We start from the raw sequence: 25,274 nt of genomic DNA, 5'->3' as shown, positions 1-25,274 counted from the left end.
CATTCTTTATTATTAATCTTTCTGAATTATAATTTTTTACAATTATGGAAGTTAAGAAAATCAATTTTTTGCAGAGTTACAGCAGCATACTTTTGCTTCTTGGCGGTATTATTATAGGAAGTATTTTAGGATTGGTATTTGGAGAAAAAGTTCTGATAATAAAACCGATTGGCGATATATTTCTGAATTTACTTTTTACAGCAATTATTCCACTTATTTTTTTTACGATTGGTTCTTCGATTGCCAATTTGGAAAAAACAGAAAAACTTGGAAAGCTGTTTGTTATAATGATATTGGTTTTTCTCGCGACAATTCTAATTTCTGGCATTGTAATGATTTGCGCCGTTTATCTTTTTCCAATTCATCAGGATATTGCTATTACCAAAGTTCCGTTTGAAAACATTCAATCCGGGTCAGCTGGAGATCAGATCGCAAAGCTGCTTACGGCAAATGATTTTTTCGAATTATTGTCACGAAAAAGTATGCTGGCACTTATTATATTCTCCTTTTTAATTGGATTTGCCACATTACAATCTGGTGAAAAAGGAAATGCTTTCAAGAGTTTTCTGGATTCAGGAAACGAGGTAATGAAACAGCTTTTGAATATTATAATGAAATTTGCTCCAATTGGTTTAGGAGCTTATTTTGCTTATCAGGTTGGTATTTTTGGGCCGCAGTTGTTTGGAGTTTATGCAAAACCTATGGCTGTATATTATGCGGCCTGCATCTTTTATTTCTTTGTATTTTTTAGTTTGTACGCGCTTGTTGCCGGAGGAAAAAGAGCTTTCAAAGTTTTTTGGAGCAATAATGTAACCGCTTCATTAACTGCAGTTGGAACTTGCAGCAGTATTGCAACGATTCCAGCAAATCTCGATGCGGCACAAAAAATGGGAATTCCAGCGCATGTACGTAATTTGGTGATTCCGCTTGGAGCACCTTTGCATAAAGATGGCTCGAGTATGTCGTCTATTTTAAAAATAACCTTCTTGTTTGCCATGTTTGGAAAGGATTTTACAGAACCTTCAACCATACTTTTGGCCCTCGGAATTACAATTGTTGTTTCGATTGTCGAAGGCGGAATTCCAAATGGAGGTTATATAGGAGAAGTTTTAGCCATCACCGTTTATGGTTTTCCAATGGAACAGGCATTGCCAGTTGCCATGATCCTAGGAACTCTGGTTGATCCAATTGCTACTTTACTAAATGCAAATGGCGATGTAATTTGCTCGATGATGGTTTCCAGATTTTCGGAAAAAACCAAATGGTAGCTTTTTAAGTACGTTTTACATTTTCACATTAAATATTAATTAACCTGTTTTCTACTGAAAAATCAGTATGAAAACTAATACTATATAATATGAATTCAATACTGCAGCATGATCTAAAAAATTTCGAAGTTATCTTAGAAAAAGCAAAACAACAAGGAATTGATTTCTTGAATAATCTTGAGAATATTCCAACTTCAAGTAAAAATAAAGTAGATACAAACCGTGCTTTAAACGAATCAGGTTTGGGCTCTGAAGAAGCTTTAATAGAATTTAATGAAAGATTAGTTCCTTTATTAGTCTCTTCGCCAGGCCCGCGTTATTGGGGGTTTGTAACAGGAGGATCAACTCCCGCTTCAATTGTAGGCGATTGGTTATCGTCGATTTACGATCAGAATACACAGGCGGTCGCGGCACAGGGCGGAAATTCAGCATTAATAGAATTTGAAACCATTCATTTATTACTTCAATTATTAGAGCTTCCAGATTCATTCATGGGCGGATTTGTTACTGGAGCAACCATGTCAAATTTTACTTGTTTAGGAGTGGCGAGACAATGGTTTGGAAAACAGCTGGGTAAAGATTTTGCTAAGAATGGAATTTCAGAAACCATCAATATATTGACTGCAATGCCGCATTCGTCTTCTTTAAAAACATTATCAATGTTAGGAATTGGAAGCCAGAATTATACAGTTGTAAAAACAATTGAAGGTAATCGTGAAGCAATTGATATTGTTGATTTAGAAGCAAAAATAAAAGAATTAAATAAGAAACCTTTTATCTTGATTTCTAGTGCAGGAACCGTAAATACAGCTGATTTTGATGATTTTAAGGAGATTTCAGCTCTTAGATCGAAATATAATTTCTGGTGGCATATTGATGCGGCTTTTGGCGGTTTTGCTGCAGTTTCAGAGAAATATAAGCATTATATAGAAGGCTGGCAGGGTGCAGACAGTATTGCTGTTGATTGCCATAAATGGTTGAACGTTCCTTATGAAAGTGCATTTTATTTGGTAAAAAAAGAGCATATTAATCTGCAAATTGAAACGTTTCAAAATTCGAATGCACCTTATTTAGGAAACCCGCTTGAAAATTTTAATTATTTAAATGTTCTTCCAGAAAACTCACGTCGTTTAAGAGCTTTGCCAGTTTGGTTTTCTTTAGTGGCTTACGGAAAAGAAGGATTTTGCGACATTATTGAAAAAAGTGCTTTACTAGCGCTGCATTTTGGAAATGAACTTATCGAAGATGGCCGTTTTGAACTTCTTGCTCCAATTCGTCTAAATAATGTTTGTTTTACTTTAAAAGGCGACGAAAATCAAGACAAAGTTGCTCAATTCTTAGCGAAGCTAAATGATACTGGAAAAGTATTTATGACACCAACTGTTTATCAAAATAAAAAAGGCATTAGAGCCTCCTTTGTAAATTGGAGAACTGCCGAAGAAGATATTAAAATTGTAATAGAAGAAATGAAAAATACAATTTCAGATTTGGATTTATAAGCCCTAATATAGAATTTTTAAAGCCCGTTTATGTATTAAGCGGGCTTTTTTTATGCGCAAAACGCTGTTTTTTATTAAAAAAGTGTTCTGAAATTTAACTTTTATGATTGAAAATCTTAATCAAATCTTAAGCTAAAGTTAATTATTGATTAAGGAATGCTGTTTTTTTTATTGATTCTTAAGTTTAAAAGTTAATTATTATCCTTATTTAGAATAATTAAAAATAGTTTGGAAAAACTATTGAAAGAGGCTAAGTTTGTTGTCAATTTAATTTTCAAACCATATTTATCTGATGCAAATAAGTAGATTATTACTCTTGATCACGATTATTTTTACCTCACTTCAAGGGTATTCACAAAAAAACAAAGTAAACTTAACGGGAGTTATTTTAACAAATCAAGGCAAACCAGCTGAAGGTGTTTCTGTAGTACTAAAAGGAACCGCTTACGCAACATTAACTAATACTAAAGGAGAATATAAAATTAATGCCGAAAGCGGAGACTATATTTTATTGATTACTCATGTTGGTTTTAAAACCACAGAAGCTGCAGTTTCACTTAAACAAGGCGGCAAACCAACTCAGAATGTAACAATGGAGGAAGATATGGCAGCTTTAAACGAAGTTGCTGTAAAAGGAAAGTCGAAAGTACAGCGCGCCCGAGAGCAGGCATACAACATTACTTCTGTCGATCTTAAAAAAACATACAATACAACTGCCGATTTAAATCAGGTTTTGAACAAAACTACAGGAGTACGTATTCGTGAATATGGAGGATTAGGATCTGCGTTCAACTTTTCACTAAATGGATTCTCAGGAAATCAGGTTAAGTTTTTTCTTGACGGAGTACCTATGGATAGTTATGGTTCGTCGCTTACCTTAAATAATATTCCCGTAAATATGGCGGAAAGAATCGATGTTTACAAAGGTGTTGTTCCTGTAGAATTGGGGGCAGATGCTTTGGGAGGAGCTGTAAATATTATTACCAATAAAAATGTAAACCGCTATATAGATGCTTCATATAGTTATGGTTCTTTTAATACTCATAGAGCAGCTGTAAATACTAGATTTTCTGGTAAAGATGGGTTTATTGCAAATATTAATGCTTTTGCAAATTACTCAGATAATGATTATAAAGTAGATGTAAGTGTAGTAGATAAAAATACTTCGAAGTTTTTGCCTGAACAAAAATACAAACACTTTCATGACGGTTATAAGTCAGGAACTATAATGGCTGAGGCAGGATTTAAGAACAAAAGTTTTGCCGATTATTTACTTGTTGGTTTTACTATGTCTGGAAATAAAAAGGAAATTCAGCAGGGAAGATCAATGCAAAAAGTGGTTGGACAGGCTTTTACTGACAGTGAAAGTTTTATCACTTCTTTAAAATATAAAAAAGACAATCTTTTTACTAAAGGATTATCGCTAAATGTAAACAGTACATACGCTTTGGTAAACAACAGATCTGTAGATACATCGTCAAGAGTGTATGACTGGACAGGGAATTATGTATACAGGCAATTTGCAGGAAACAGTGATAAAGGAGAGCTGGGAAACAAGAGTATTTATGTGTATGATGAAGAAAATGCGCAGCTTACCACTAATTTAAAATACCAATTGAGCGAGCAGCATTCGCTGGCTGTAAATTATTCTTATTTAGGTTATAAACGTAAAGAAACGGATGAATATTTAACTGTAATTGAGCTTGGCGAACCAACAATTAATAAAAACATTTTAGGATTGGGTTATAATTTCAGCGGTTTAGATAATCGACTGGCAATTTCAGCTTTTGGAAAAATGTTTGATTTAGAAACCAAAATGATTTCTGGCGGTATAACACAATCAACAACATCGACTAATTATGGTTATGGCGCTACTACGGCCTATCATTTATCGGATAAATTACAAATAAAAGGATCTTATGAGCATGCTTATCGTTTGCCGGCAGCAATCGAAATGCTTGGAGATGGTTTAACTGTAAACAGTAACATTGGCTTAAAACCAGAAAGCAGTGACAACGCAAACTTAGGACTTGCTTTTATTCTTCAAAAAGAAAAAAATCACTTTAATGCTGAAACCAGCTTAATATACAGAGAAGCAAAAGATTTTATTAGAGAAAGACAAGATGGTGATAAAACAGTATTTGAAAATTTGCAAAATGTACAAGTGTCAGGTATTGATGGAGTTCTTCGATACGGTTACACAGATTTACTTACGTTCGAGGTAAATGCAACATACCAAAAAAGCCTTAACAAAAATAAATACAAAACAGGAACAACAAGTCCAGATGCTTTGTATGATGCGCAGTTACCAAACGTTCCCATTTTTTACGGAAATGCTGATTTGACTTTTAATTTTAAAAATGTCAAATATCAAGGAGACAAACTTTCTTTGAATGTAAGCGCAAATTATATTGATGCTTTTTATCTGACTTGGCCAGTTTTAGGTGAGTTAGAAACTAAAAAAGCTATTCCTGAACAATTTACTCAGAATGCGATGGTTGCCTATTCCTTTTTGAAAGGAAAATACAATCTCGCATTTGAATGTAGAAATATTACTGATGTTAAGGTCTATGACTATTTTAAAGTTCAAAAGCCAGGACGTGCTTTTGCCGTTAAGTTCAGGTATTTTCTTCAGTAATTAAATTTTAATAATAACCCTTAATAATTATAATCATGTTAGTAAACAAATTCGCAAAATGCTTTGCATTGGGCTTTCTGTCATTATCTATTTTTTCATGCAGCAGCGATGATTCATCTTCAAAAGAAGAGTCAGCAGTAAATGGTGCAAAATACGTTGCATCATATTGGTTAGACGATTACACACAATATATATTGGATTTTAACTCTACAGATCAATTAATGACCGGCGAAATCAGCGCCAAAGGAGTTGGAATTGAGCAAGAAGGAAGTTGTTTTCCAGTACAAAATACTTTTTTTGCATTGAGTACAGGAGATGAAGGATCAGTTTCATTTCACCTTAACAGCGCAGGAAAATTAGTTCCAGGCGGAAAATTAGCTTTCGAATCGTCTTACGCTGTAGGTTATACTGATGATAAAAAAATGATCAATATTGGTGCTACTTGGGACGGAAGTTCGTCTGATTATGAACTTATGATTTACAACCCGACAACGGTTTCAATCGATGCTCGCAAGTTTAATGACTTTAGCGTAACTCCTGGAAATAAAAACGTGTTATACTGGCCAACTGGAGCGGCAGTTTCTGGTGACAAACTTTTTGTTCCTGTTTATACTAAAGATGTCAGCGAGAAGAAGAATGTAGTATTATCTTCAGATGCAGTTGTAAGAGTTTACAAATACCCTTCTTTAGAATATGTTACAACAATAAAAGATACTAGAACAACTGCAATTGGAATGTACTATACTAATACAGGAATTGTACAAACAGAATCTGGAGATATTTATACCTTTTCATCTAATGCACGTGCAGGAGGTTATCCCGTTACAGCTGCAGCTTCAGGAGTTTTACGTATTAAAAAAGGAGATGCTAAATTTGATCCAGGATATTTCTTTGATCTTGAAGCAAGTACTATTAAAGGGAAAGTTTTAGCAGCATATCCATTAGGCGGAGAGAAAGTTTTTATCTCTTATATTCCTGCTTCTCTTGATCCAGAAAAATCAGTTTATAGTTTCTTAAGCACACAAACCATATTCAAGTCGGCAATTCTTGATTTATCAGCAAAAACAGTTTTAGCGGTTACAGGATTACCTGATCATGGCGGTGATGAGTTTTTTGGAGTTGGAAGTTTGTTTGTTGAAAACGGGAAAGCGTATAAAAGTTTCGTAACCGGCAATGAAGCTCGTGTTTATCAAATTGATATTGCGACAGGTAATGCAAAAGCTGGAGCTCTTATTAAAGAGGGACTTTATTTACCAACAATTGGTAAACTTACTTTCTAAATTCTAATGTATTATAGATGGCTTGAAGTGTCTTAAAAGATGCTCAAGCCATTTTTTTCTTTTTATTAAATTATAATTTCAATGACTGCTATTAAAAGCCGAACGGGTAAACCGCCCAATAAAGGAAAATCACGTTTTAGTAAAATTAATGCCTGGCTGCATTTATGGCTGGGTCTTGCTTCAGGTATAATTGTGTTTATAATGGCAATTACAGGGTGTATTTTAGTTTTTGAACATGAAATAAAAGAGCTGACTTCGCCTTATTTAAATGTTGAAGCTCAAAGCCCAGAAAAACTGCTGCCACCTTCAAAAATTTACGCCGCTGTTCAAAAAGTACTGCCCGATAAAGAAATTCACGGAGTGTGGTATAATGGTTTAGATAAATCAGTTAAAGTTGATATTGAATCCGATTCATTGATTTATGTAAATCCCTATAACGGTAAAATTACTGGAATGGTCGATCACGAAGATTTTTTTCATATTATCGACGAAGGGCATCGAAATCTTTGGTTAGAACGCGAGGTTGGAGCACAAATAACGGCTTGGGCAACTTTCATTTTTTTCTTTTTATTGATAAGCGGACTTATACTTTGGTTTCCAAAAAAATGGAATAAAACAACGGTTAACAACAGTTTTAAAATAAAATGGAGCGCCAAACTCAAACGTCTAAATTATGATTTACATAACGTTATGGGATTTTATGTCATCATTTTGGCTTTACTAATTTCTTTTACAGGATTATTAATGAGTTTTCACTGGCTGCGCGAAAGCACCTATTGGATAAGCGGCGGCTGGGCTGATGAAAAGGACAAAAAAGAACAGATTGTTTCGGTTAAAAATGATACAATATCTAAACAGCAAATCGATAAGCTGGCTGGCGCCGATTTTATCTGGAAAAAGGTGCGTACAGAAATTGCTAAGGAAAATAAAGAAGCTGTTATCATTCATTTTCCAGATGAACCAAAAGATGATTATTATGCTTGTACAGATATGTATAAGGGAATTTGGAGAGATTTATATTTTGACTCTAAGACATTAGAACTGCTTCCAAAATCTGAAAAATACATTAGTGACGAACGTTTTTCGGATTGGTTAATGAGATCAAATTACAGTCTGCATATTGGCGCAATAGGAGGATTGGCTACAAAGATTATTTATTTTACAGCAAGTTTAATATGCGCAAGTCTTCCTGTTACAGGTTTTTACATCTGGTGGGGAAGAAAGAAAAAGCAAAAAAAATAATATTGAATACTTTTTAAGTTTCTATTTGTTTGGTTAGTTGGTTAAAAGTCTTTTGCAAGAAGTAACATTCTGCAAGAGACTTTTTTTTGTTTTAAAATAAATAAAATAAACAATCATATTGTCAGGCTGAGCGAAGTCGAAGCCCCGCAAAGTGATTTAGCATACGTGAGCTTCGACTTCGCTCAGCCTGACAACTCTGACTTCGTTCGGCCTTATAAATGCATGATTATTTACTGCTTTTGCATAATATCCTTAAAAACAAAAAGAGCCTGCTTTTAGCAGGCTCCTCTCATTCAAAAAAAATAAAAAACAAAAACAAATTCAAGGGATCTTAAATTCTATAAGTAAAAGATAATGTCGCAATGCGGTTATCCAGATCATATCGTTTATTAATAGCAGTCTGCCCAACTGTTGAGTTAATGTAAAAATTGTTAGTATTAAAAATATCAGTAACATTTAGTTTTATGTTGCCTTTATTTGCCAAAACCTGCTTTGAAACCCCAATGCTGAAATCAAAAAATCCGTCACGCTGATAAACGCCAAGGTTCGATTTTGATTGATACTGAGCGTTAGCTTCAGCTTTAAGACTTTCTGTTATTGTGAATGAATTCTGTACACTTAAGTTTAGTGTGACAATTGGATCAATCGTATCAGAGTTTACAATGTTGCCCATAAATCTATTTTCGAAAATATTGAAAAGAGTGTTTATAGACCAAAACTTGTAAAGTTCGGCTGTATGAGTAATGTTTGCTCCATAATTATAAGATTTTGATACATTTATCTGAGAAGTAACCGTTGTGTTAGTACTCGGATCATAAGTATAAACTTCCGTAAAAACATCCTTAGTGCTGTTGAAATACAATGAAGACATGAAATTGCTTTTCCAAGCATATCCAATTTCGGCAGCATGTGTAATTTCAGGAACTAAATTTGGATTTCCTTGAGAATAGTTGAACGAATCATCATAAAAACGAAACGGATTCAAGTCAAATTGGCTCGGTCTGTTTATTCTTTTGCTGTAAGAAGCATGAACAGAATGATTGCTTGTAAGTTCATATTTTAAAGAAAGACTCGGAAACCATTTTAAATAATCGTCTTTGTGCTCCTCGTTTAAAGTTCTTTGCAAAATATTGATTGCCGTATATTCAGAACGTAAACCACCTTGAATGTTTAAATCTCCAATTTGATATTTATAATTGGCGTACGCAGCATAAATTTGTTCTTTGTACTCAAAATGATTGGTCGAATTAAGATCAATTATCCATTGATTATTGTCATTATATTCATAAACCGATGGATTATCATTGTTTTTTAAGCTCGCTTTAAAACCCCATTCAATAGATTGTTTCTCTTTTAATGGATTAGTAAAATCTACTTTTCCTGTAAAAACTTTTAATTGTGACGGAATAAAACCTCTTCGATCATTAATATCGTTTGGGTTTGAAGGATCTATATTTTGTGCACTCTGAAATTGATTTGATCTAAATTTTGAAGTTTCGTATTCAAAGTCAAAAGACATATTTTTTCCTTCCGCATTAAATTTATGAACTCCAGAGAATGCATACGTGTAATCATTCCATTTTTCTTTACTGTCGTTGTAAGTTGAAGCATCAAACTGTACCTGATTTAGTGCATTGGTTAAAGTGTTTCTTCCGTCAGCTATATTTTCATAACGGCCTAACTTGGCATCAACATAGAACTCTAAATTCGTTTTAGGAGAAACTTCATAAGTAGTTCCAATTTTAAAGTTGTTCGAAGTAAGCGGTTCGTCTGTGGTTGAGGTTTGATAATTTTTCGTATCAATTTGCTGACGTGTTATATCCTTATATTGTGTTTGGTTGAATTCTTTACGTTCTTCTTCACCTCTAAAAGTGTAGCTGTAATTACCGTAAACGCCAAATTTATCTTTATTGTAACTTAAGTTAACACCAGAATTAGTTCTGTTTTTTCGTCCGCGGCCATAACTCGCAAACGCAGTTCCTTTTATCCCCGAAGTACTTGGTTTTTTTAGAATAATATTTATAATTCCAGCTTTTCCGGCTGCATCATATTTAGAAGAAGGATTTGTTATAACTTCAATTTGTTTAATATTTGAAGAAGTGGTTGATTTTAAATAATTAGCCAATTCTTTTTGAGAAAGCTGTGTTAGTTTACCATTAATCATAACAGCAACTCCCTGTTGTCCTCGAATAGACAAATCGCCATCCTGCGAAACTACTACGCCGGGCGCGCGAGATAAAACGTCCAGCGCTGTACCGCCTTCAGATACAATGCTGTTTTCGACATTAAAAACCAGACGATCTGATTTTTGAGTATATAAAACTTTCTTTTTTGTAATTACAATTTCATCTAAAACATTGATAGATGTTTCAACCAGACTGTCTTTTTCTGTCTGTGAATAAGAGTATACTGAAAACGCGAGCATAATAGAGGTTAAAATGTTCTTCATGTCGTTTTGTGCTTTTATAAATGAGTTTTTTTAATGTAAAACAATTTGTTCGATTTTATCTGAAAGTAACTTTTTGAAGCGTTCAACGTAATTATAAAAGGAATAAAAAAGAGACATTATGAAGTGAAATAAATGTGGCATTTGTGCAGTATTATTGAGATTGATCCTGCAAATATAACGCTATTTATATCAAGTCTAAATAAAAATAATTCAAATTTGACTCTTTTAATTGTAAACCATTGATAACGAGAGAAGATGAGTTGGGTTTTAATGTTGTTTTTGCGCTTCAGAACGCGTAAATAATGGAATTAGAGCAGCTTTATTGTTTTTTTGAAGATTTAATAAAACAAAAAACCAGTCTATTCTGTAAAAGAATAAACTGGTTTTGTTGGATAAGCTGAAACTGAAATCTGAGATCGAAAACTACTTGGTAATTTCTCTAAATACAGCTTCTAAGTTTTTATTTTTTTGATTCAATTGCAGTGTTTTTAAGCCATTTTCATTGGCAAAATCAAAAATGGCAGGACGCATATCTTTTTCAGTAACAAAAGTAAGTTCCCATGTCATGTCATGCGTATTTTTATACGAAGCAATATTTTCAAGTCTAGCCAAAAGCTGCTCTTCAACTTGATAGTCAAACTCAACCTCAATGACTTGTTCTTTATTTGCGGCAACCAAATGATCTAATTTGTTGTCAGCAACAATGTTTCCTTTGTCAATAATTATGACACGATCGCAAATAGCTTCAACTTCCTGCATGATATGTGTTGATAAAAAAACAGTTTTATCTTTACCTACATTTTTGATTACATTTCTTATTTCCATTAACTGGTTAGGATCTAGACCAGTAGTTGGTTCGTCTAAAATTAAAACATCAGGATTATGCAGTAAAGCGTTGGCAAGTCCCACACGCTGGCGGTACCCTTTTGATAATTGTCCTATTTTTTTATGGCTTTCGGTTGACAGTCCTGTCAGTTGAATTACTTCTTCGATTCTTGATTTTGGAACCTGATAAACATCGGCATTAAAAGCCAAATACTCACGAACATACAAATCTAAATACAACGGATTGTGTTCTGGTAAGTACCCAATAGAACGCTGTACCGCTTTTGCATTCGTCATGACATCGTGACCGTTTACAAGGGCTGAGCCGTCGTCGGCAAGCAAATACGTAGTTAAAATTTTCATTAAAGTAGATTTTCCTGCGCCATTTGGGCCAAGAAAACCAACGATTTCTCCTTTTTGAATAGAGAATGAAATTTCGTTCAGTGCTTTTTGAGTTCCGTAACTTTTTGATATGTTGTTAACTTCGATCGACATAGACTTTTTATTTGCTACAAAAGTAAACAGAAATAATCTTGATTGCTAAAATTTGTCTTTTAAAGAAACCATAAAATAAATAAAATCCAATAGATTCACGGCATTGTTGTTGTTAAAGCAATGCTAAATTAAAATAAACCCAAATCATGAAAAAATTTTTAGTGATAGCCGCTTTGGCTGTCTGCACTTTTGCAAATGCACAAAAAAAAGGATCCATTTTAGTTATGGGAAGTATTGAGTATAATTCTCAAAACGTTTCAAATTCTGGATCAGAAGACAAAACTAATTCTTTTACTTTTTCGCCTAAAGTAGGATATCAATTTCACCAAAACTGGACAGCGGGTATCGAAGCTGGAGTTGGTACTGCTAAAAGAGAGTTTAGTAATAATACAGAGAGCAAATTAAATAATTTCTCTTTAGGAGGTTTTTTACGTTACTCAAAACCATTAAACCAAACTTTCTCTGCTTATGCTGATTTAGGAGTTGGGTACCAAAGCAGAAAAACAACAAACTCTGTTGGACCATTATCTACAATAAATGAAGGTGACGGTTTTTATGTTGGAGTTACGCCGGCAATTTTCATTAATGTTAATAAAGGATTTGGATTAAACTTCAATATTGGAGGTTTAGGATACAATACTTTAAATTATGACGGAAATAATGGAAATGGAGACAATGTTAAAAACTTCAATTTCACTTTCGGAAAAGCATTTTCTGTGGGAATTTCAAAGAATTTCTAATCTGAAATATATATATATATTCAATTTCGAGAAAAGCATCCGCCGCGGCGGATGCTTTTTTGTTTAAATATAAATGCCAACAATAGTGAAACCGAAACGAATCATAACTAAATTCGGTCTCACTTGCTGGCATAAAAAACAAAAATATATTCTAGGTAAAACTATTACACGACAGGATTTTCAACAGCAGCTCTCATTTCCTGAGCAGCAGCGACCATTTCGATCAAAGCTTTTTTAGTTTCATCCCAATGACGAGTTTTTAAACCGCAATCTGGATTTACCCAAAGCTGATCTACTGGAATTACAGCCGAAGCTTTTTCTAATAAACGAACCATTTCTGTGCTTGAAGGCACACGAGGAGAGTGAATGTCGTAAACTCCAGGTCCAATTTCGTTTGGATATTTAAAGTTGGCAAAAGCATCTAAAAGTTCCATTTGCGAACGAGAACATTCAATTGTAATAACATCGGCATCCATATCAGCAATGTTCTGAATAATGTCGTTGAATTCGCTGTAACACATATGTGTGTGAATTTGCGTATCGTCGTTTACGCCGCTTGCTGAAATTCTAAATGCTTTTACCGCCCAATCTAAATAGTTTGCCCATTCTTCTTTTCTTAAAGGCAAACCTTCTCGAATTGCAGGTTCATCGATTTGAATAATTTTGATTCCTGCTTTCTCTAAATCCACAACTTCGTCACGAATTGCTAGAGCGATTTGTGTACAAGTTTCAGAACGAGGCTGATCGTTACGAACAAAAGACCATTGCAAAATTGTTACGGGACCTGTAAGCATTCCTTTTACCCATTTTGAAGTTAAGGACTGTGCATATTTCGACCATTTTACAGTCATTGGAGTTGGTCTTGAAACGTCACCATAAATAACGGGCGGTTTTACACAACGGCTTCCGTAACTTTGAACCCAGCCATTTTTTGTAAACGTAAATCCGGCTAATTGTTCTCCAAAATATTCCACCATATCATTACGTTCGAATTCTCCGTGAACTAGAACATCAATTCCAGTTTCTTCCTGAAAACGAATTGTAGCTTCAGTTTCCTTTTCGATTAAATCGTTGTATTGTTCAGTCGTTAATTCTCCTTTTTTGAATTTTGCTCTCCAGCTTCTTACTTCAGCTGTTTGAGGGAAAGATCCAATTGTTGTGGTTGGAAATAATGGCAGATTTAAAGCTTCAATCTGGCTTTTTCTTCTTGCAGCAAAAAAACTTTTACGTTTATCATCTGAAGTTGTAATTCCGGAAACACGGTTTTTAACTTCATTATTGTGAATTAATTTTGAAGTTTTACGATTTTCGTTTGCAATTACATTTTGCTCAAAATCAATTGAATTTTTAGTATCAACTTCGTTTGATGCGAATTGTTTTAAAAGTACAATTTCGTTGATTTTTTGTTTTGCAAAAGCCAGCCATTGTTTAATTTCTGGCGTAAGAGTTTGGTCGTTTGTTTCTAAATCCAGATCGCACGGACTGTGAATTAAAGAACAAGACGGCGCCACTAAAATTCTATTTTCGCCTAAGGCATCAGTTGCTTTTTTGATTAATTCTAATGATTTTTTGAAGTCGTTTTTCCAAATATTTCTTCCGTCAACAACTCCTAATGAAAGATTTACGTTTGGATTTAATTTTCCAGATTCTAAAATATCCCCTAATTGCAGCGGACAGCGAACTAAATCTAAATGGAAAGTATCAACTGGTAAAGCCAAAGCCGTTTCTAAATTTTCGCCAAAACAGTCAAAATAATTCGCTAAAATGATTTTAAGTTTTGGAAAACGAGTATTGATTTCGTTATAAACTTTTGTGAAAGTGTTTCTTTCTTTATCAGTTAAATTTAGAGCTAAGAAAGGTTCGTCAAGCTGAATGTATGCAGCATTTTCTGCTTGAAGCTTTTCGAAAATTTCGAAATAAACAGGGAGTAATTTATCAATAAGATCAATTCGGTGAAAACCTTCTTCTTTTTCTTTTCCTAAAAGTAAATACGAAATAGGTCCAATTAAAACTGGTTTTGTAGCAACTCCTAAAGCATTTGCTTCTTTAAATTCGTTGATTACTTTTTCTGAAAACAATTCGAATTTTTGGTTCTTTGTAAACTCAGGAACAATATAATGATAGTTCGTGTCAAACCATTTTGTCATTTCCATTGCAACAACATCCTGGCCGTCTTTTTGTGCGCCTCTTGCCATTGCAAAATACAAATCTAAAGAAGAATTTGTTTTGGCTAATTCATGATAACGTTCTGGAATTGCTCCAACAGTCAGGGTTAAGTCTAAAACCTGATCGTAAAAAGAAAAATCATTAGACGGAATTAAATCCACTCCGGCTTCAGCTTGTAAATGCCAGTTTTGAATTCGAATTTCTTTTCCCGCATCGATAAGTTCGTCAGCCGAAATTTTTCCTGCCCAATACAGTTCGCTTGCTTTTTTGAGTTCTCTGCTGCTCCCAATTCTTGGATAACCTAAATTATTTGTTTTCATTTTGATTTCAGTATTTTTTACTGAGCAAATTTATTGTATTAGCTTTTATAACTTATATTTGAAGGTTATTTCAGTAAAATGCGTTTTAAAAATGTATTTTTAAAGATTTTATTACTGTGAATGTCTTTTAAACAAACCTTCGGCCGTAAAAAAAACTATGGAAAATCTAGACAAAACCGATTTGCTTATCTTAAAGCACCTTCAGGAGAACTCAAATATCAACACAAAAGATCTTGCTAGTAAATTATTCTTAACGGTTACTCCAGTTTATGAGCGTATAAAACGATTAGAAAGAGATGGTTTTATAACTAAATATGTAGCATTGTTAGACAAGCAAAAAATGAATCGAGGCATGACGGTTTTTTGCAACGTTCGTTTAAAAGAACACGCTAAAAATGTGGGAAGCAATTTTGTGAAAGACATTGTGGCGCTCCCAGAAATTATTGAATGTTACAACATTGCCGGCGATTATGATTTTATGCTGAAAATTCTAGTGAAAGATATGGCTAGTTATCAGGATTTTGTAATGAACAAATTATCAACCATTGAAAACATCGGAAATACGAATAGTATTTTTGTAATGGGAGAAATTAAACATAGTACGGCATTGGAGTTTTAAAATGCAATTGGAAATTTTGGATAAAAAAATATTTTATTTAAAAATTTGTCCGTAGATTTGTCCGTATCCGTAAAAATGTCCGTAAAATGATAAATGTTAAATTCTACCTTGATAAAGCTGATAAAAGCAAGCGATTCCCAATTCATCTTGTTATACGCCAAAAAGATTTGCAAATTAAAGTTGCTACTGGTGAAAAGATTATGAAGAAAGATTGGGATAATAAGAATCAAATAGTTAAGGATTCTGATTATTCTCATAGATCTATTAATAAATTTTTAAATTTCTTGAAAGAAGAAGTTGAAAAATATTTTGAAACAGAGGTGCATTCTAACTTTACAGATAAAAAAATTAAAGAGAAAATAGCTTCATTGGTTAATAGCAGGAAAGAAAATACAGATATAAATATACTTTCTGAACCTTCTTTGGAATATGAAACAAAATCGAAAGTATCTTTTGTTGATTTATTTGCTGGTGCAGGCGGATTTAGTGAAGGTTTCCTTCAAGCCGAACATGGAGATAAATATTATGATTTTAGACTAGCAAGTGATATAAACGAAAATTGTGAGTTAACACATTTGGCTAGATATAATTATCAATTAGGTTTAGATACCGAGTTTTTGAGACAGGATATTACTGAACCGGACTTTTTGGATAATTTTCTAAAAAAAATTGGAGACAAAGAAATTGATATTGTTTGTGGTGGTCCACCATGTCAAAGTTTTAGCTTAGCTGGAAAAAGAAAGAAATTTGACAAAAAAGACGATTTATTTGCTCATTATTTAAAAGTTATAAGACAATTGCGTCCTAAATATTTTGTTATGGAAAATGTCAAAGGAATTTTGACAAAAGAACAAGGCAAGATTAAAGATATGATATTGCAGGAAATTAGATCTATAGTTGATTTAAAAGAATTTAGTAAATTGATTCATTTTATAGCTCTTTTAAAGAAGAATGAATCTGAAAGACTATTTGTTTTAGAATGTTATAATTTACGTTTACAATTTGAAAAGGCAATTGATAAAGAATTGGATCTTTTAAAGAATACTTATATTAATAATTTAGAAAATAAATTTAGACTTCTTACGCCTAAAATTGTTGATTATAAAACAAGTAAAACAGATAAAAATATCAGTACAATTCGTCATGGTTTTAATCTTTTAAAACGAGTTAAAGAGCTTGAATATATTCGAAAAAAAATCATTAATGAAAAAGCTTTTTCAAATTTGGATAATGATTTTTTTGCTGATGATTTTGATTCCTTTTTAACATCAATTGAGTCCGAAACGATAATTGAAAAAATTCACAATGCATTCAATAATTTAAAACCAAATAAAATTTATTTAGGAGAAGTTCAAGAAATTATTAGTGCTCTTGAAATTTTTGATTATACGTTTGATGAATGTGTAAACGGATTGAATTCTTTTGTTGTTAAAGTAAATAAAGAAAAAGAATTTCAAGAAATTTTATCAAAAATCAGATTATATAATATCGAACAACCTTTTGTTGCCTTAGCATCCGATTATGGTGTTCCTCAGAATCGCGAAAGAGTCTTATTTATAGGTTGTAGAAAAGATCAAAAACTTATAAATGATGTTCCTGCAACAGTAAAAAACAATGAAAAAGTAAATGTTTTTGAGGCTATTTCTGATTTGGATTTTATTGGTAATGATGATGAAAGATACAATTATGAAAATATTGATTTGAAAGCAAAATATAATGGATCAACTGAGAAAATGAAATCATTAGTACAAAAAAGAAATATTGATGGAAAACCCAATAAAAATAGTGGTTTGACTTATTCGGAATGGTCTAAAAAAGGACGTTTGAGCGATCGTTTTATAAATGCAAAAAATCCTTTTTATGTAAAGAATTTTGAGGAGCTGGAAAATACATTAACTCATTTAGTTGCACCTTTGCAAAATCACAAAACGAGTAAACAAAACCAAGATGTAATTAATCGATTGGATGTTATTTTAAAATCAGGAAACTATGAATCTGCTAAATCTAATCTTAAAGAAATTGGATTAGATTCAGACAAAAGAAGTTATACGGTTTTAAAGCCTGAAGGCCAAAGTTCTACCATTATGACAATTGCAGATGACTACATTCATTACTCAAATCCAAGATCTTTAACTGTACGTGAAATGGCAAGACTGCAATCATTTGATGATTCTTTTGTCTTTCAGGGAAAAAGATCAACGGGAGGAAATAAACGTAAATTTGAAGTTCCTCAATTTACATTGGTTGGAAATGCTGTGCCTCCTTTAATGGCTAGAGCCGTTGCTTTAGAAATTTTAAAAAATATTAAATAATTATTGCCAAAAGCGTTTAATCATTTCTAATTCTTCAAACCACTCTTGATATGATATTACGGTTTTACTGTTTTTTAATCTTTCGTCAATTGCATTTGAGAAAATCACAAATTTAACTCCATTACTCTTGGCTTCTTCTAGTTTATTGTCTGTTAAACTAGAGGGGCCAAGTTTTTCTCCGAAATTACTATTCCCTATAGCTGTACATGCTCTATTTCTTGTGTCATTTGGCATTTGTGCAAATGTTAAACGAAATCTATCATTTGAAGTAGTTTGACATGCTACTGCGCAACAATTTTTCGGTTCTTCATTATATATGTTGAGATTAGGAAAAAAAAAGTCTAATTTGCATCCTTTTTTTAGAACGAATTCACGTTGATAGTCTTTTTGAAAAATAAAACCTTTTTTTATTAAAAGGTATGAAATATGATTCATTAGGCTAGACCCAGATCTTGAAACTCTAGATTGCCTATTTGAATCGGCTAGTGAAACAATCACATTTACTATTCCACTTAAGATTGTTGTAGGTTCTGATTGTAATAGTGAAGAATTTTTATATTCATCAATTATTTTTCTGACATTTGGAAAAACGGAACTATCAGCTTCTTTGTCGGCGTATTCAATGAATTTTTCAGTTATTTCTTTTTGCTTTTTTAGAAATATTTCATATTCCAACATTAATAATTTATCCAGAGCAAAATCAATGTTTTTAAAATTATTTATTGTGCGTTCAAACTCATTTTGAGCTAATTCTGCCATAGCTACAGTTTGAGGTAAATGTCTTTTTCTAATTATCTTAATTAATCCTTTGTCTCCTTGTAGCTCTTTATTAATCATAGAATAATCTATTTCCATTGTTGTATTTTTAAGATTTTGACTTACCAAATATCGTAAAATTTAAATTAAGTAATACCTTAGATTTAATTTAGCGATTTAAGTAACTTTTTAATATGTACTATTTATTTATCTTTGGTCGATATATTGAAATATTAAAAAATGAACTGGGAACAACTTTTATCATTAAAACGTCAAGGCGATACAAGCAAAAGATTACGTGTAGAACAAGACGACACGCGATTGGGTTTTGAGGTCGATTATGACCGAATTATCTTTTCGGCTGCTTTTAGAAGTTTACAAGATAAAACACAAGTAATTCCGCTTTCTAAAACAGATTTCGTACATACAAGACTTACACATAGTTTAGAAGTTTCTGTTGTTGGGCGTTCTTTAGGGCGTTTGGTTGGTAAAAAAATCATCGAAAAATATCCTTATTTAAAAGAAATTCATGGTTATCATATGAATGATTTTGGGGCAATTGTTGCCGCAGCGTCATTGGCGCATGATATTGGAAATCCGCCTTTTGGACATTCGGGTGAAAAAGCAATTGGAGAGTATTTCTCGAGCGGAAAGGGATTAAAATACAAAGATAAACTTACGGCAAAACAATGGCAGGATTTAATTGATTTTGAAGGAAATGCTAACGGATTTTCGGTATTAACAGCAAGTCGTCCAGGAATTGAAGGCGGGCTTAGAATTTCATATGCAACTTTAGGTGCTTTTATGAAATATCCTAAAGAAAGTCTTCCGAAAAAGCCAACTAGTAATATTGCTGATAAAAAATACGGTTTCTTCCAAACAGATAAATCATTCTTTGAAGAAGTTGCTCATGACATGGGTATGATCGCAAATAAAGAAGAGGGTGATATTGGTTTTGAAAGACATCCTTTGGCTTATTTAGTTGAAGCGGCAGACGATATTTGCTACACTATTATTGATTTTGAAGATGGAATAAATCTAGGTTTAGTTTCTGAAGATTATGCTTTAGAATATCTTATAAAACTAGTAAAAGATAATATTGGCGTTTCAAAATATAAATTGTTAGAAACAAAAGAAGACAGAATAAGTTATTTAAGAGCTTTAGCAATTGGGGCTTTGATTAATGATGCTGTAGATGTATTTGTTGAAAATGAAGAAGCTATTCTAGCAGGAAATTTTCCGTTTGCGTTAACAGACAAAAGTAAATACAAAGCGCAGATGAATGATATTATTAAGTTAAGTGTTGATAAAATTTACCAAAGCCGCGAAGTAATCGAGAAAGAAATCGTGGGTTATCAAATCATTCAAACTTTGCTGGATAAATTTATAACAGCTTTCAATAATAAATTTGAAGGTACAGCATCAAACTACGATAAATTGATCTTGAAGATGCTGCCAGAAAAACATCATTTAGATAAAGGTAATTTGTATGAGCGTCTGCTTCATATTTGTCATTACGTTTCATTACTAACAGATGGAAATGCGTTAGAATTATATGAAACTATTCAAGGGCGTAAGAAGAATTAAATAGAAGCATTTTTTGCTATTGTCTAAAATAAAACACCCCATAAAGATCATTTATGGGGTGTTTTATTTTCTCATGATTGAGAATTAAGTTTTCTTAATTATTGAAAAGCATAAACTAAGCCAACTCCTAAAACTTGGCGTAATTGCATTCTAGGTCCGTCGTTTACTTGAAATTTTGCACCTGTAGTAGGATCAATTACATCTTTTTTGGTTTTAATATCGTCATCATAAACTAAATGAACACCAATATTTGCTTTAACATAAGCATTTACAACAAGGTCTAAACGAGTATCATAATCAATATCGACATTACCAAATCGGTTTAAATAATCGGTATATAAACTTAATCGGTTTTCGTAGAAAACGTTTTTATAGATTTCGTTTTTCATATAGGCTGTCATAAGAATACCAAATTCGGCTTTTACTTTCTGACCGCTTTCAATTAATATTTTATTATTTGGATCTAAAGGGTCAGTGGCATAAACTGCTTTTTTAACACCAAAAGAACCTTGATCTGCAAGATATTGATCTAATACCAAAGTAGTTTTTAATGTAATAGGAGAGAAGTAAAAAGTTCTGTTTTTCTTCTTATTCGAGTTTTCAGCTCCAGCTCCAAGAAATATGTAAGCAGGCGCAAAAGGTTTCGAGATAGCAATGTCACGATTAGGATAGTTATAACCGTCGGTAAACTGCGTATTAAAATTAAACTTGGCTGAGTAAAACCAATTTGAAACCGTGTCTTTTCTAAATCCGTAAGTTGAGTTTAGTTGAAAAGCATCGTCCGTTTTGCGTAATTCAGTTCCGTCTTGCTTGTTTAATCCGTATTTTACAATAAGCTCATTCGCCCATTTATGATTTCCTTTTTGATAAATTCTTCCAAATTCTCCTTTAAACAAACCAGAGATAGAACTTGTTCCCCCCGCACTCCAATTCACAAATGCAATTTCTGAAATGTCAAATCCTACTTGATTTTTTTTGGCCCAATTTGAAGGCAGTTTTGGTGCTTTATTAGGATCTATTGTTGTTTGTATTAATTGGGCAGAGTTTTTAGTTGTACACAAAAACAAAAGAATAAAAAGAGTGGAACGTATTAATTTCATTAGGTTTATTTTAATATTTTGGTGCCGCAAAATAATTATTTTGGCTCATTAGAAAAAAGATTTATTAAATTTTTAACGTCAATTTTACACAATTGTTGTAACTGGTTTACTGTTCCGTGCTCAATAAACTCATCTGGAATTCCTAAAATATTGATGTTGTTTTTAAAATTATTTGCGGCTGCAAACTCTAAAATAGAGCTTCCAAAACCGCCATTTTTTACCCCGTCTTCTATTGTAATTATGTTGTCAAATGAAGATAATATCGAGTGTAAAGTCTCATTGTCTAAGGGTTTTATAAAAGGGAAATCGTAATGCGCAATAGTTTCTGAATTTGTACTTTGTTGTAGAGCTTCAATTACATTATTTCCAATCGTTCCAGTTGATAAAACAGCCGTTTTTGTTCCCTGTTTTAAACAAATAGCTTTCCCGATTTTAATTTTTTCATAATGTCCGAAATTTTCTACTTCCCAATTTGGCAGTACACCGCGTCCTCTTGGATATCGAATTGCGATTGGATGATTTAGGCCAAGTTGAGCAGTATATAAAATGTTTTGCAAAGCAATCTCATTGATAGGTGCATAAATAATCATGTTTGGAATAGAACGCAGGTGCGCTATATCAAAAACACCGTGATGCGTTGCGCCATCTTCGCCAACTAAACCTGCTCTGTCCAGACAAAAAATAACAGGTAAATTTTGTAAAGCCACATCATGAATTACTTGGTCGTAGGCACGCTGTAAAAAAGTCGAATAAATATTGCAATATACAATCATACCTTGTGTTGCCATTCCTGCTGCAAGCGTTACAGCATGCTGTTCGGCGATTCCAACATCAAAAGCACGTTCCGGTAATTCGTCCATCATAAACTTTAATGAACTTCCAGATGGCATTGCAGGCGTGATTCCAATTATTTTTTCATTCTTTTTGGCTAAATCTAAAATCGTTAAACCAAAAACGTCCTGAAATTTAGGCGGTAAATTTTCTTCAGATTTTAAAATGATTTCTCCTGTCGAAGCATCAAATTTACCAGGCGCATGATATTTTACCTGATTTTCTTCGGCTTGCTGTAAACCCTTTCCTTTTGTGGTTACAATATGAAGAAATTTTGGCCCCTTTATGTTTTTTAAGCGATTCAATTCTTGGATTAAATTCGGAAGATCATGACCGTCGATTGGCCCTGAATAATCGAAATTCAGAGATTTAATCATGTTATTCTTCTTCGGGTTTTTTCCTTCTTTTACTGCAGTAAGATAATTTTTAAGAGCCCCAACACTTGGGTCAATTCCTATTGCATTATCATTTAGAATAACCAACAAATTGGCATCAGTAACTCCGGCATGATTTAAACCTTCAAAAGCCATTCCGCTTGCAATAGAAGCATCGCCGATAACTGCAATATGCTGTTTATCGAAATCACCTTTTAATTTTGAAGCAATCGCCATTCCGAGTGCGGCAGAAATAGAAGTCGAAGAATGTCCAACGCCAAAAGTATCGTAAACACTTTCGGCTCGTTTAGGAAAGCCAGAAATTCCGTCGATTTGTCTATTAGTATGGAAAATTTCCCTTCTTTCCGTCAGGATTTTATGTCCGTAAGCCTGATGACCAACATCCCAAACCAACAAATCATCGGGCGTATTAAAAACATAATGAAGTGAAATTGTAAGTTCGATAACACCTAAACTAGCTCCCAAATGACCTTCTTTTACAGAAACGACATCAATTATAAATTGACGTAATTCTTGAGCAACAGCGTTAAGCTGCTCTTCTTTTAAAAGACGTAAATCAGCAGGATTATATATGTTTGAAAGTAAATCGCTTTTCATTGTATGGAAAAAAGCAAATTTACGGTTTTAAATTTAAATCTGTTTGTTCCTTACTCTCTCCAGTTTTAAAAATTTGCATTGAAGTAATTTTTGAAAATTTTCTTTTTCTTTTTTTTGGATTCAAAGTGTCAAGCTCAAGTGTGATAGGCAGATTGTAATAAGTTCTAACTTTTCTTCCATTGGTTTCGCCTGGAGTCCATTTTTTAGATTTTTCCAAAATCCGCATGGCTTCTTCCCCAGTTCCTAAACCGAGATCTTCAATAATTTTTATATCATTTAGTTTTCCATCTTTTTCAATAACAAAAGACATTTTTATTACTCCAGTAGATTTCTTTAACTTTTTCGGGATTTTATATTCTGATTTAAAAATTTCGTAAAATAGATTAATTCCTCCTGGGTAGTCAGGCAAAACATCAAATCCCATACCCCCATAAACACTATCGTCCTCATAAAGACTAGTGGGTATTGGTTCTCCACATTTTGCTTTTGTGAAAGCGAAGGTTTTTTCTTTTTTAGGGGAAGGCCTGCTTTTGCGTTTTGTAGATTTTGTTTCGTTGGCAGTTAAGGATTTATTATTAACGGCTTCATGCTTTTCGCCAGCATTAGTTTTTAGAACTGCAGGATCTTCAATTATTTCAATTTTCTCGATCTTTTGTTTGTTTCCGTCTTTATCTTGACAGCTGAACAAAGTAGTTCCCATGGAAATAAACAGAGCTAGTAAAAATATTTTATGGAAATAAGTTTGTGTATAAAAAACACGACTCGGAATTTGGATTGTTATCGAGTCTAATTGAGATTTTTTTATTTTTCCGCAGATACTTTTGTTTTGATTTTGGGTAAAAAAGTGCTGAATTTCTTCAGGTAACATAGATGTGAAATCAATAACCGTTTTAGAGCAGCTCAAACAAAAACGACCCTCTTTGTTTGGAATCATTTTGTCCCAGTTTTCTGTACAAGGTTCCGGAATTGTTATTCTGTATTTTCTTTCCATTTTTGAATTTCAATATTTAAATGTAATAAAAAATAAATAGTAAAACCTTATTTTTGCATTTATGATAAATCCCTTCACCGACGAATATTTCATGAAAAAAGCTTTGCAGGAAGCTGAAATGGCTTTTGAAAAAGGCGAAATTCCTGTTGGAGCAATAATTGTTGTGGCTGATAAAATAATAGCAAGAAGTCATAATTTAACAGAATTATTAAATGATGTTACAGCTCATGCCGAAATGCAGTCGATAACTGCCGCTGCCAATTTTCTTGGTGGTAAATACCTAAAAGATTGTACGCTTTATGTAACACTGGAACCTTGTCAAATGTGTGCAGGAGCTTTGTATTGGAGTCAGATTTCGAAAATTGTTTTTGGAGCACGAGACGAACAAAGAGGTTTTATAACAATGGGAACAAAACTACATCCAAAAACTACAGTAGTTTCAGGTATAATGGCGAATGAAGCTGCTGATTTAATGAAACGTTTTTTCTTGCAAAGACGTAAGTAGTTAAAACAAATATCCTCCCATATAAACACATATGAATATCATAAAAGAATTAAAGCAGACAATATTGTAAAATGTGTTTTCCGAAAACCCTTTTTTCGAGAGCAATATCTTTATACTTATTCCGATTGAAAAAAGCAGGATTAGGCAGGTGTAAAATTGAATTCCATTGCTGCTTAAACCGCTGGAAAGTAGATTCGTATAATTTCTTGTTTTGGATTTAACGGTTGTTACAGATTTAAATAATAAAGAAGTTTCAATTGTAATATTATTTTCATCAATAAATTCTTTTGCTGTAGAAAAAGTAAATCCTTTTTGTGTAAAATAATGATAAGAAACTTTTTGTCTAGATTTTCCAGAAGTTCTTATTGTGTAATGTGTAATTACATCATTAGCTTTTGACGCAGGTAAAACATAATAATCTGCAAAAGTGATCAAAATAAAAAATGTTATTACACCCAGCAGATATACAATTGTATTTTTATTTTTTATAATGAATTCATTTTCAGAAGAATATCTGTTTGAGTTGTTGGGCATTCTTTTTTAAATTTAGAAATGTTAATTTAATAATTTAATGATTTCTTTTTGTGAAACTTCAGCAAAAGTTAAAAAAACAAAATAAAGAATTTTCTTCTTAATAAAACCAGAAAATATTATACTTT

At 32.7% G+C, this 25,274-nt stretch carries 18 protein-coding genes; 10 read left to right on the top strand and 8 right to left on the bottom strand.

Going from position 1 to position 25,274, the window contains the following annotated elements; translation table 11 throughout:
• Window positions 1-44 precede the first annotated feature (44 nt).
• From ACHRVL_RS00700 to ACHRVL_RS00680, 5 genes are all read left to right on the top strand, one after another.
• Window positions 45-1,268: a dicarboxylate/amino acid:cation symporter gene (locus tag ACHRVL_RS00700; RefSeq protein WP_395409579.1), complete on the top strand. Its 1,224-nt coding sequence runs from the start codon at window positions 45-47 to the stop codon at window positions 1,266-1,268.
• A gap of 89 nt (window positions 1,269-1,357) precedes the next feature.
• Window positions 1,358-2,767, top strand: coding sequence for a pyridoxal phosphate-dependent decarboxylase family protein (locus ACHRVL_RS00695; RefSeq protein ID WP_395409577.1), 1,410 nt, complete (start codon window positions 1,358-1,360; stop codon window positions 2,765-2,767).
• A 292-nt stretch (window positions 2,768-3,059) separates the two neighbouring features.
• A complete protein-coding gene (locus ACHRVL_RS00690; protein WP_395409575.1) occupies window positions 3,060-5,405 on the top strand; it encodes a TonB-dependent receptor plug domain-containing protein in 2,346 nt (781 codons plus the stop codon).
• Window positions 5,406-5,440: 35 nt separating this feature from the next.
• Window positions 5,441-6,685, top strand: a complete 1,245-nt coding sequence (locus tag ACHRVL_RS00685) for a DUF4374 domain-containing protein (protein WP_395409573.1) — start codon at window positions 5,441-5,443, stop codon at window positions 6,683-6,685.
• 81 nt (window positions 6,686-6,766) lie between these two features.
• Window positions 6,767-7,927, top strand: coding sequence for a PepSY-associated TM helix domain-containing protein (locus tag ACHRVL_RS00680; RefSeq protein WP_395409572.1), 1,161 nt, complete (start codon window positions 6,767-6,769; stop codon window positions 7,925-7,927).
• Window positions 7,928-8,258: 331 nt separating this feature from the next.
• Here ACHRVL_RS00680 and ACHRVL_RS00675 read toward each other — a convergent pair whose 3' ends face one another.
• A complete protein-coding gene (locus tag ACHRVL_RS00675) occupies window positions 8,259-10,376 on the bottom strand; it encodes a TonB-dependent receptor domain-containing protein (RefSeq protein ID WP_395409570.1) in 2,118 nt (705 codons plus the stop codon).
• 423 nt (window positions 10,377-10,799) lie between these two features.
• The gene (gldA, locus tag ACHRVL_RS00670; protein WP_395409568.1) at window positions 10,800-11,696 is read right to left on the bottom strand and encodes a gliding motility-associated ABC transporter ATP-binding subunit GldA; all 897 of its coding nucleotides are present in this window, start codon (window positions 11,694-11,696) and stop codon (window positions 10,800-10,802) included.
• 146 nt (window positions 11,697-11,842) lie between these two features.
• Here gldA and ACHRVL_RS00665 point away from each other — a divergent pair, with 146 nt between their 5' ends.
• Window positions 11,843-12,436: an outer membrane beta-barrel protein gene (locus ACHRVL_RS00665; protein ID WP_395409566.1), complete on the top strand. Its 594-nt coding sequence runs from the start codon at window positions 11,843-11,845 to the stop codon at window positions 12,434-12,436.
• Window positions 12,437-12,600: 164 nt separating this feature from the next.
• Here ACHRVL_RS00665 and metE read toward each other — a convergent pair whose 3' ends face one another.
• Window positions 12,601-14,922 (bottom strand): 5-methyltetrahydropteroyltriglutamate--homocysteine S-methyltransferase, encoded by a 2,322-nt coding sequence (gene metE / locus ACHRVL_RS00660; RefSeq protein ID WP_395409564.1) that lies wholly within the window; start codon window positions 14,920-14,922, stop codon window positions 12,601-12,603.
• 157 nt (window positions 14,923-15,079) lie between these two features.
• Here metE and ACHRVL_RS00655 point away from each other — a divergent pair, with 157 nt between their 5' ends.
• Both ACHRVL_RS00655 and ACHRVL_RS00650 read left to right on the top strand, forming a co-directional pair.
• Window positions 15,080-15,541: an Lrp/AsnC family transcriptional regulator gene (locus ACHRVL_RS00655; RefSeq protein WP_129053166.1), complete on the top strand. Its 462-nt coding sequence runs from the start codon at window positions 15,080-15,082 to the stop codon at window positions 15,539-15,541.
• Between the two features lie 86 nt (window positions 15,542-15,627).
• On the top strand, window positions 15,628-17,853 hold the full coding sequence (locus ACHRVL_RS00650) for a DNA cytosine methyltransferase (protein WP_395409562.1): 2,226 nt from the start codon (window positions 15,628-15,630) through the stop codon (window positions 17,851-17,853).
• Here the strand turns inward: ACHRVL_RS00650 and ACHRVL_RS00645 are convergent, their stop codons facing one another.
• Window positions 17,854-18,708 (bottom strand): type II restriction endonuclease, encoded by an 855-nt coding sequence (locus ACHRVL_RS00645; RefSeq protein WP_395409560.1) that lies wholly within the window; start codon window positions 18,706-18,708, stop codon window positions 17,854-17,856. It lies immediately after the preceding gene.
• Between the two features lie 141 nt (window positions 18,709-18,849).
• Here ACHRVL_RS00645 and ACHRVL_RS00640 point away from each other — a divergent pair, with 141 nt between their 5' ends.
• On the top strand, window positions 18,850-20,196 hold the full coding sequence (locus tag ACHRVL_RS00640) for a deoxyguanosinetriphosphate triphosphohydrolase (protein ID WP_089052608.1): 1,347 nt from the start codon (window positions 18,850-18,852) through the stop codon (window positions 20,194-20,196).
• Between the two features lie 98 nt (window positions 20,197-20,294).
• Here the strand turns inward: ACHRVL_RS00640 and ACHRVL_RS00635 are convergent, their stop codons facing one another.
• From ACHRVL_RS00635 to ACHRVL_RS00625, 3 genes are read right to left on the bottom strand one after another with little or no spacing between them, the layout of a single operon-like run.
• Window positions 20,295-21,296: a DUF3078 domain-containing protein gene (locus ACHRVL_RS00635; RefSeq protein ID WP_395409558.1), complete on the bottom strand. Its 1,002-nt coding sequence runs from the start codon at window positions 21,294-21,296 to the stop codon at window positions 20,295-20,297.
• Window positions 21,297-21,331: 35 nt separating this feature from the next.
• A complete protein-coding gene (locus tag ACHRVL_RS00630; RefSeq protein WP_395409556.1) occupies window positions 21,332-23,119 on the bottom strand; it encodes a 1-deoxy-D-xylulose-5-phosphate synthase in 1,788 nt (595 codons plus the stop codon).
• 19 nt (window positions 23,120-23,138) lie between these two features.
• Window positions 23,139-24,110, bottom strand: coding sequence for an energy transducer TonB (locus ACHRVL_RS00625; RefSeq protein ID WP_395409554.1), 972 nt, complete (start codon window positions 24,108-24,110; stop codon window positions 23,139-23,141).
• Window positions 24,111-24,171: 61 nt separating this feature from the next.
• Between ACHRVL_RS00625 and ACHRVL_RS00620 the strand changes: the two genes are divergently transcribed.
• Window positions 24,172-24,615 carry a nucleoside deaminase gene (locus ACHRVL_RS00620; RefSeq protein ID WP_395409553.1) on the top strand — a complete coding sequence of 148 codons (444 nt, stop codon included), beginning with the start codon at window positions 24,172-24,174 and terminating at the stop codon, window positions 24,613-24,615.
• Here ACHRVL_RS00620 and ACHRVL_RS00615 read toward each other — a convergent pair whose 3' ends face one another.
• Window positions 24,616-25,149 carry a hypothetical protein gene (locus tag ACHRVL_RS00615; RefSeq protein ID WP_395409551.1) on the bottom strand — a complete coding sequence of 178 codons (534 nt, stop codon included), beginning with the start codon at window positions 25,147-25,149 and terminating at the stop codon, window positions 24,616-24,618. It abuts the gene before it with no gap.
• Window positions 25,150-25,274 lie beyond the last annotated feature (125 nt).

It is taken from the genome of Flavobacterium sp. FlaQc-28 (assembly GCF_044007415.1).
In the GTDB taxonomy this organism is placed as follows: domain Bacteria; phylum Bacteroidota; class Bacteroidia; order Flavobacteriales; family Flavobacteriaceae; genus Flavobacterium.
This window is presented reverse-complemented; position numbering and strand designations above follow the sequence as displayed.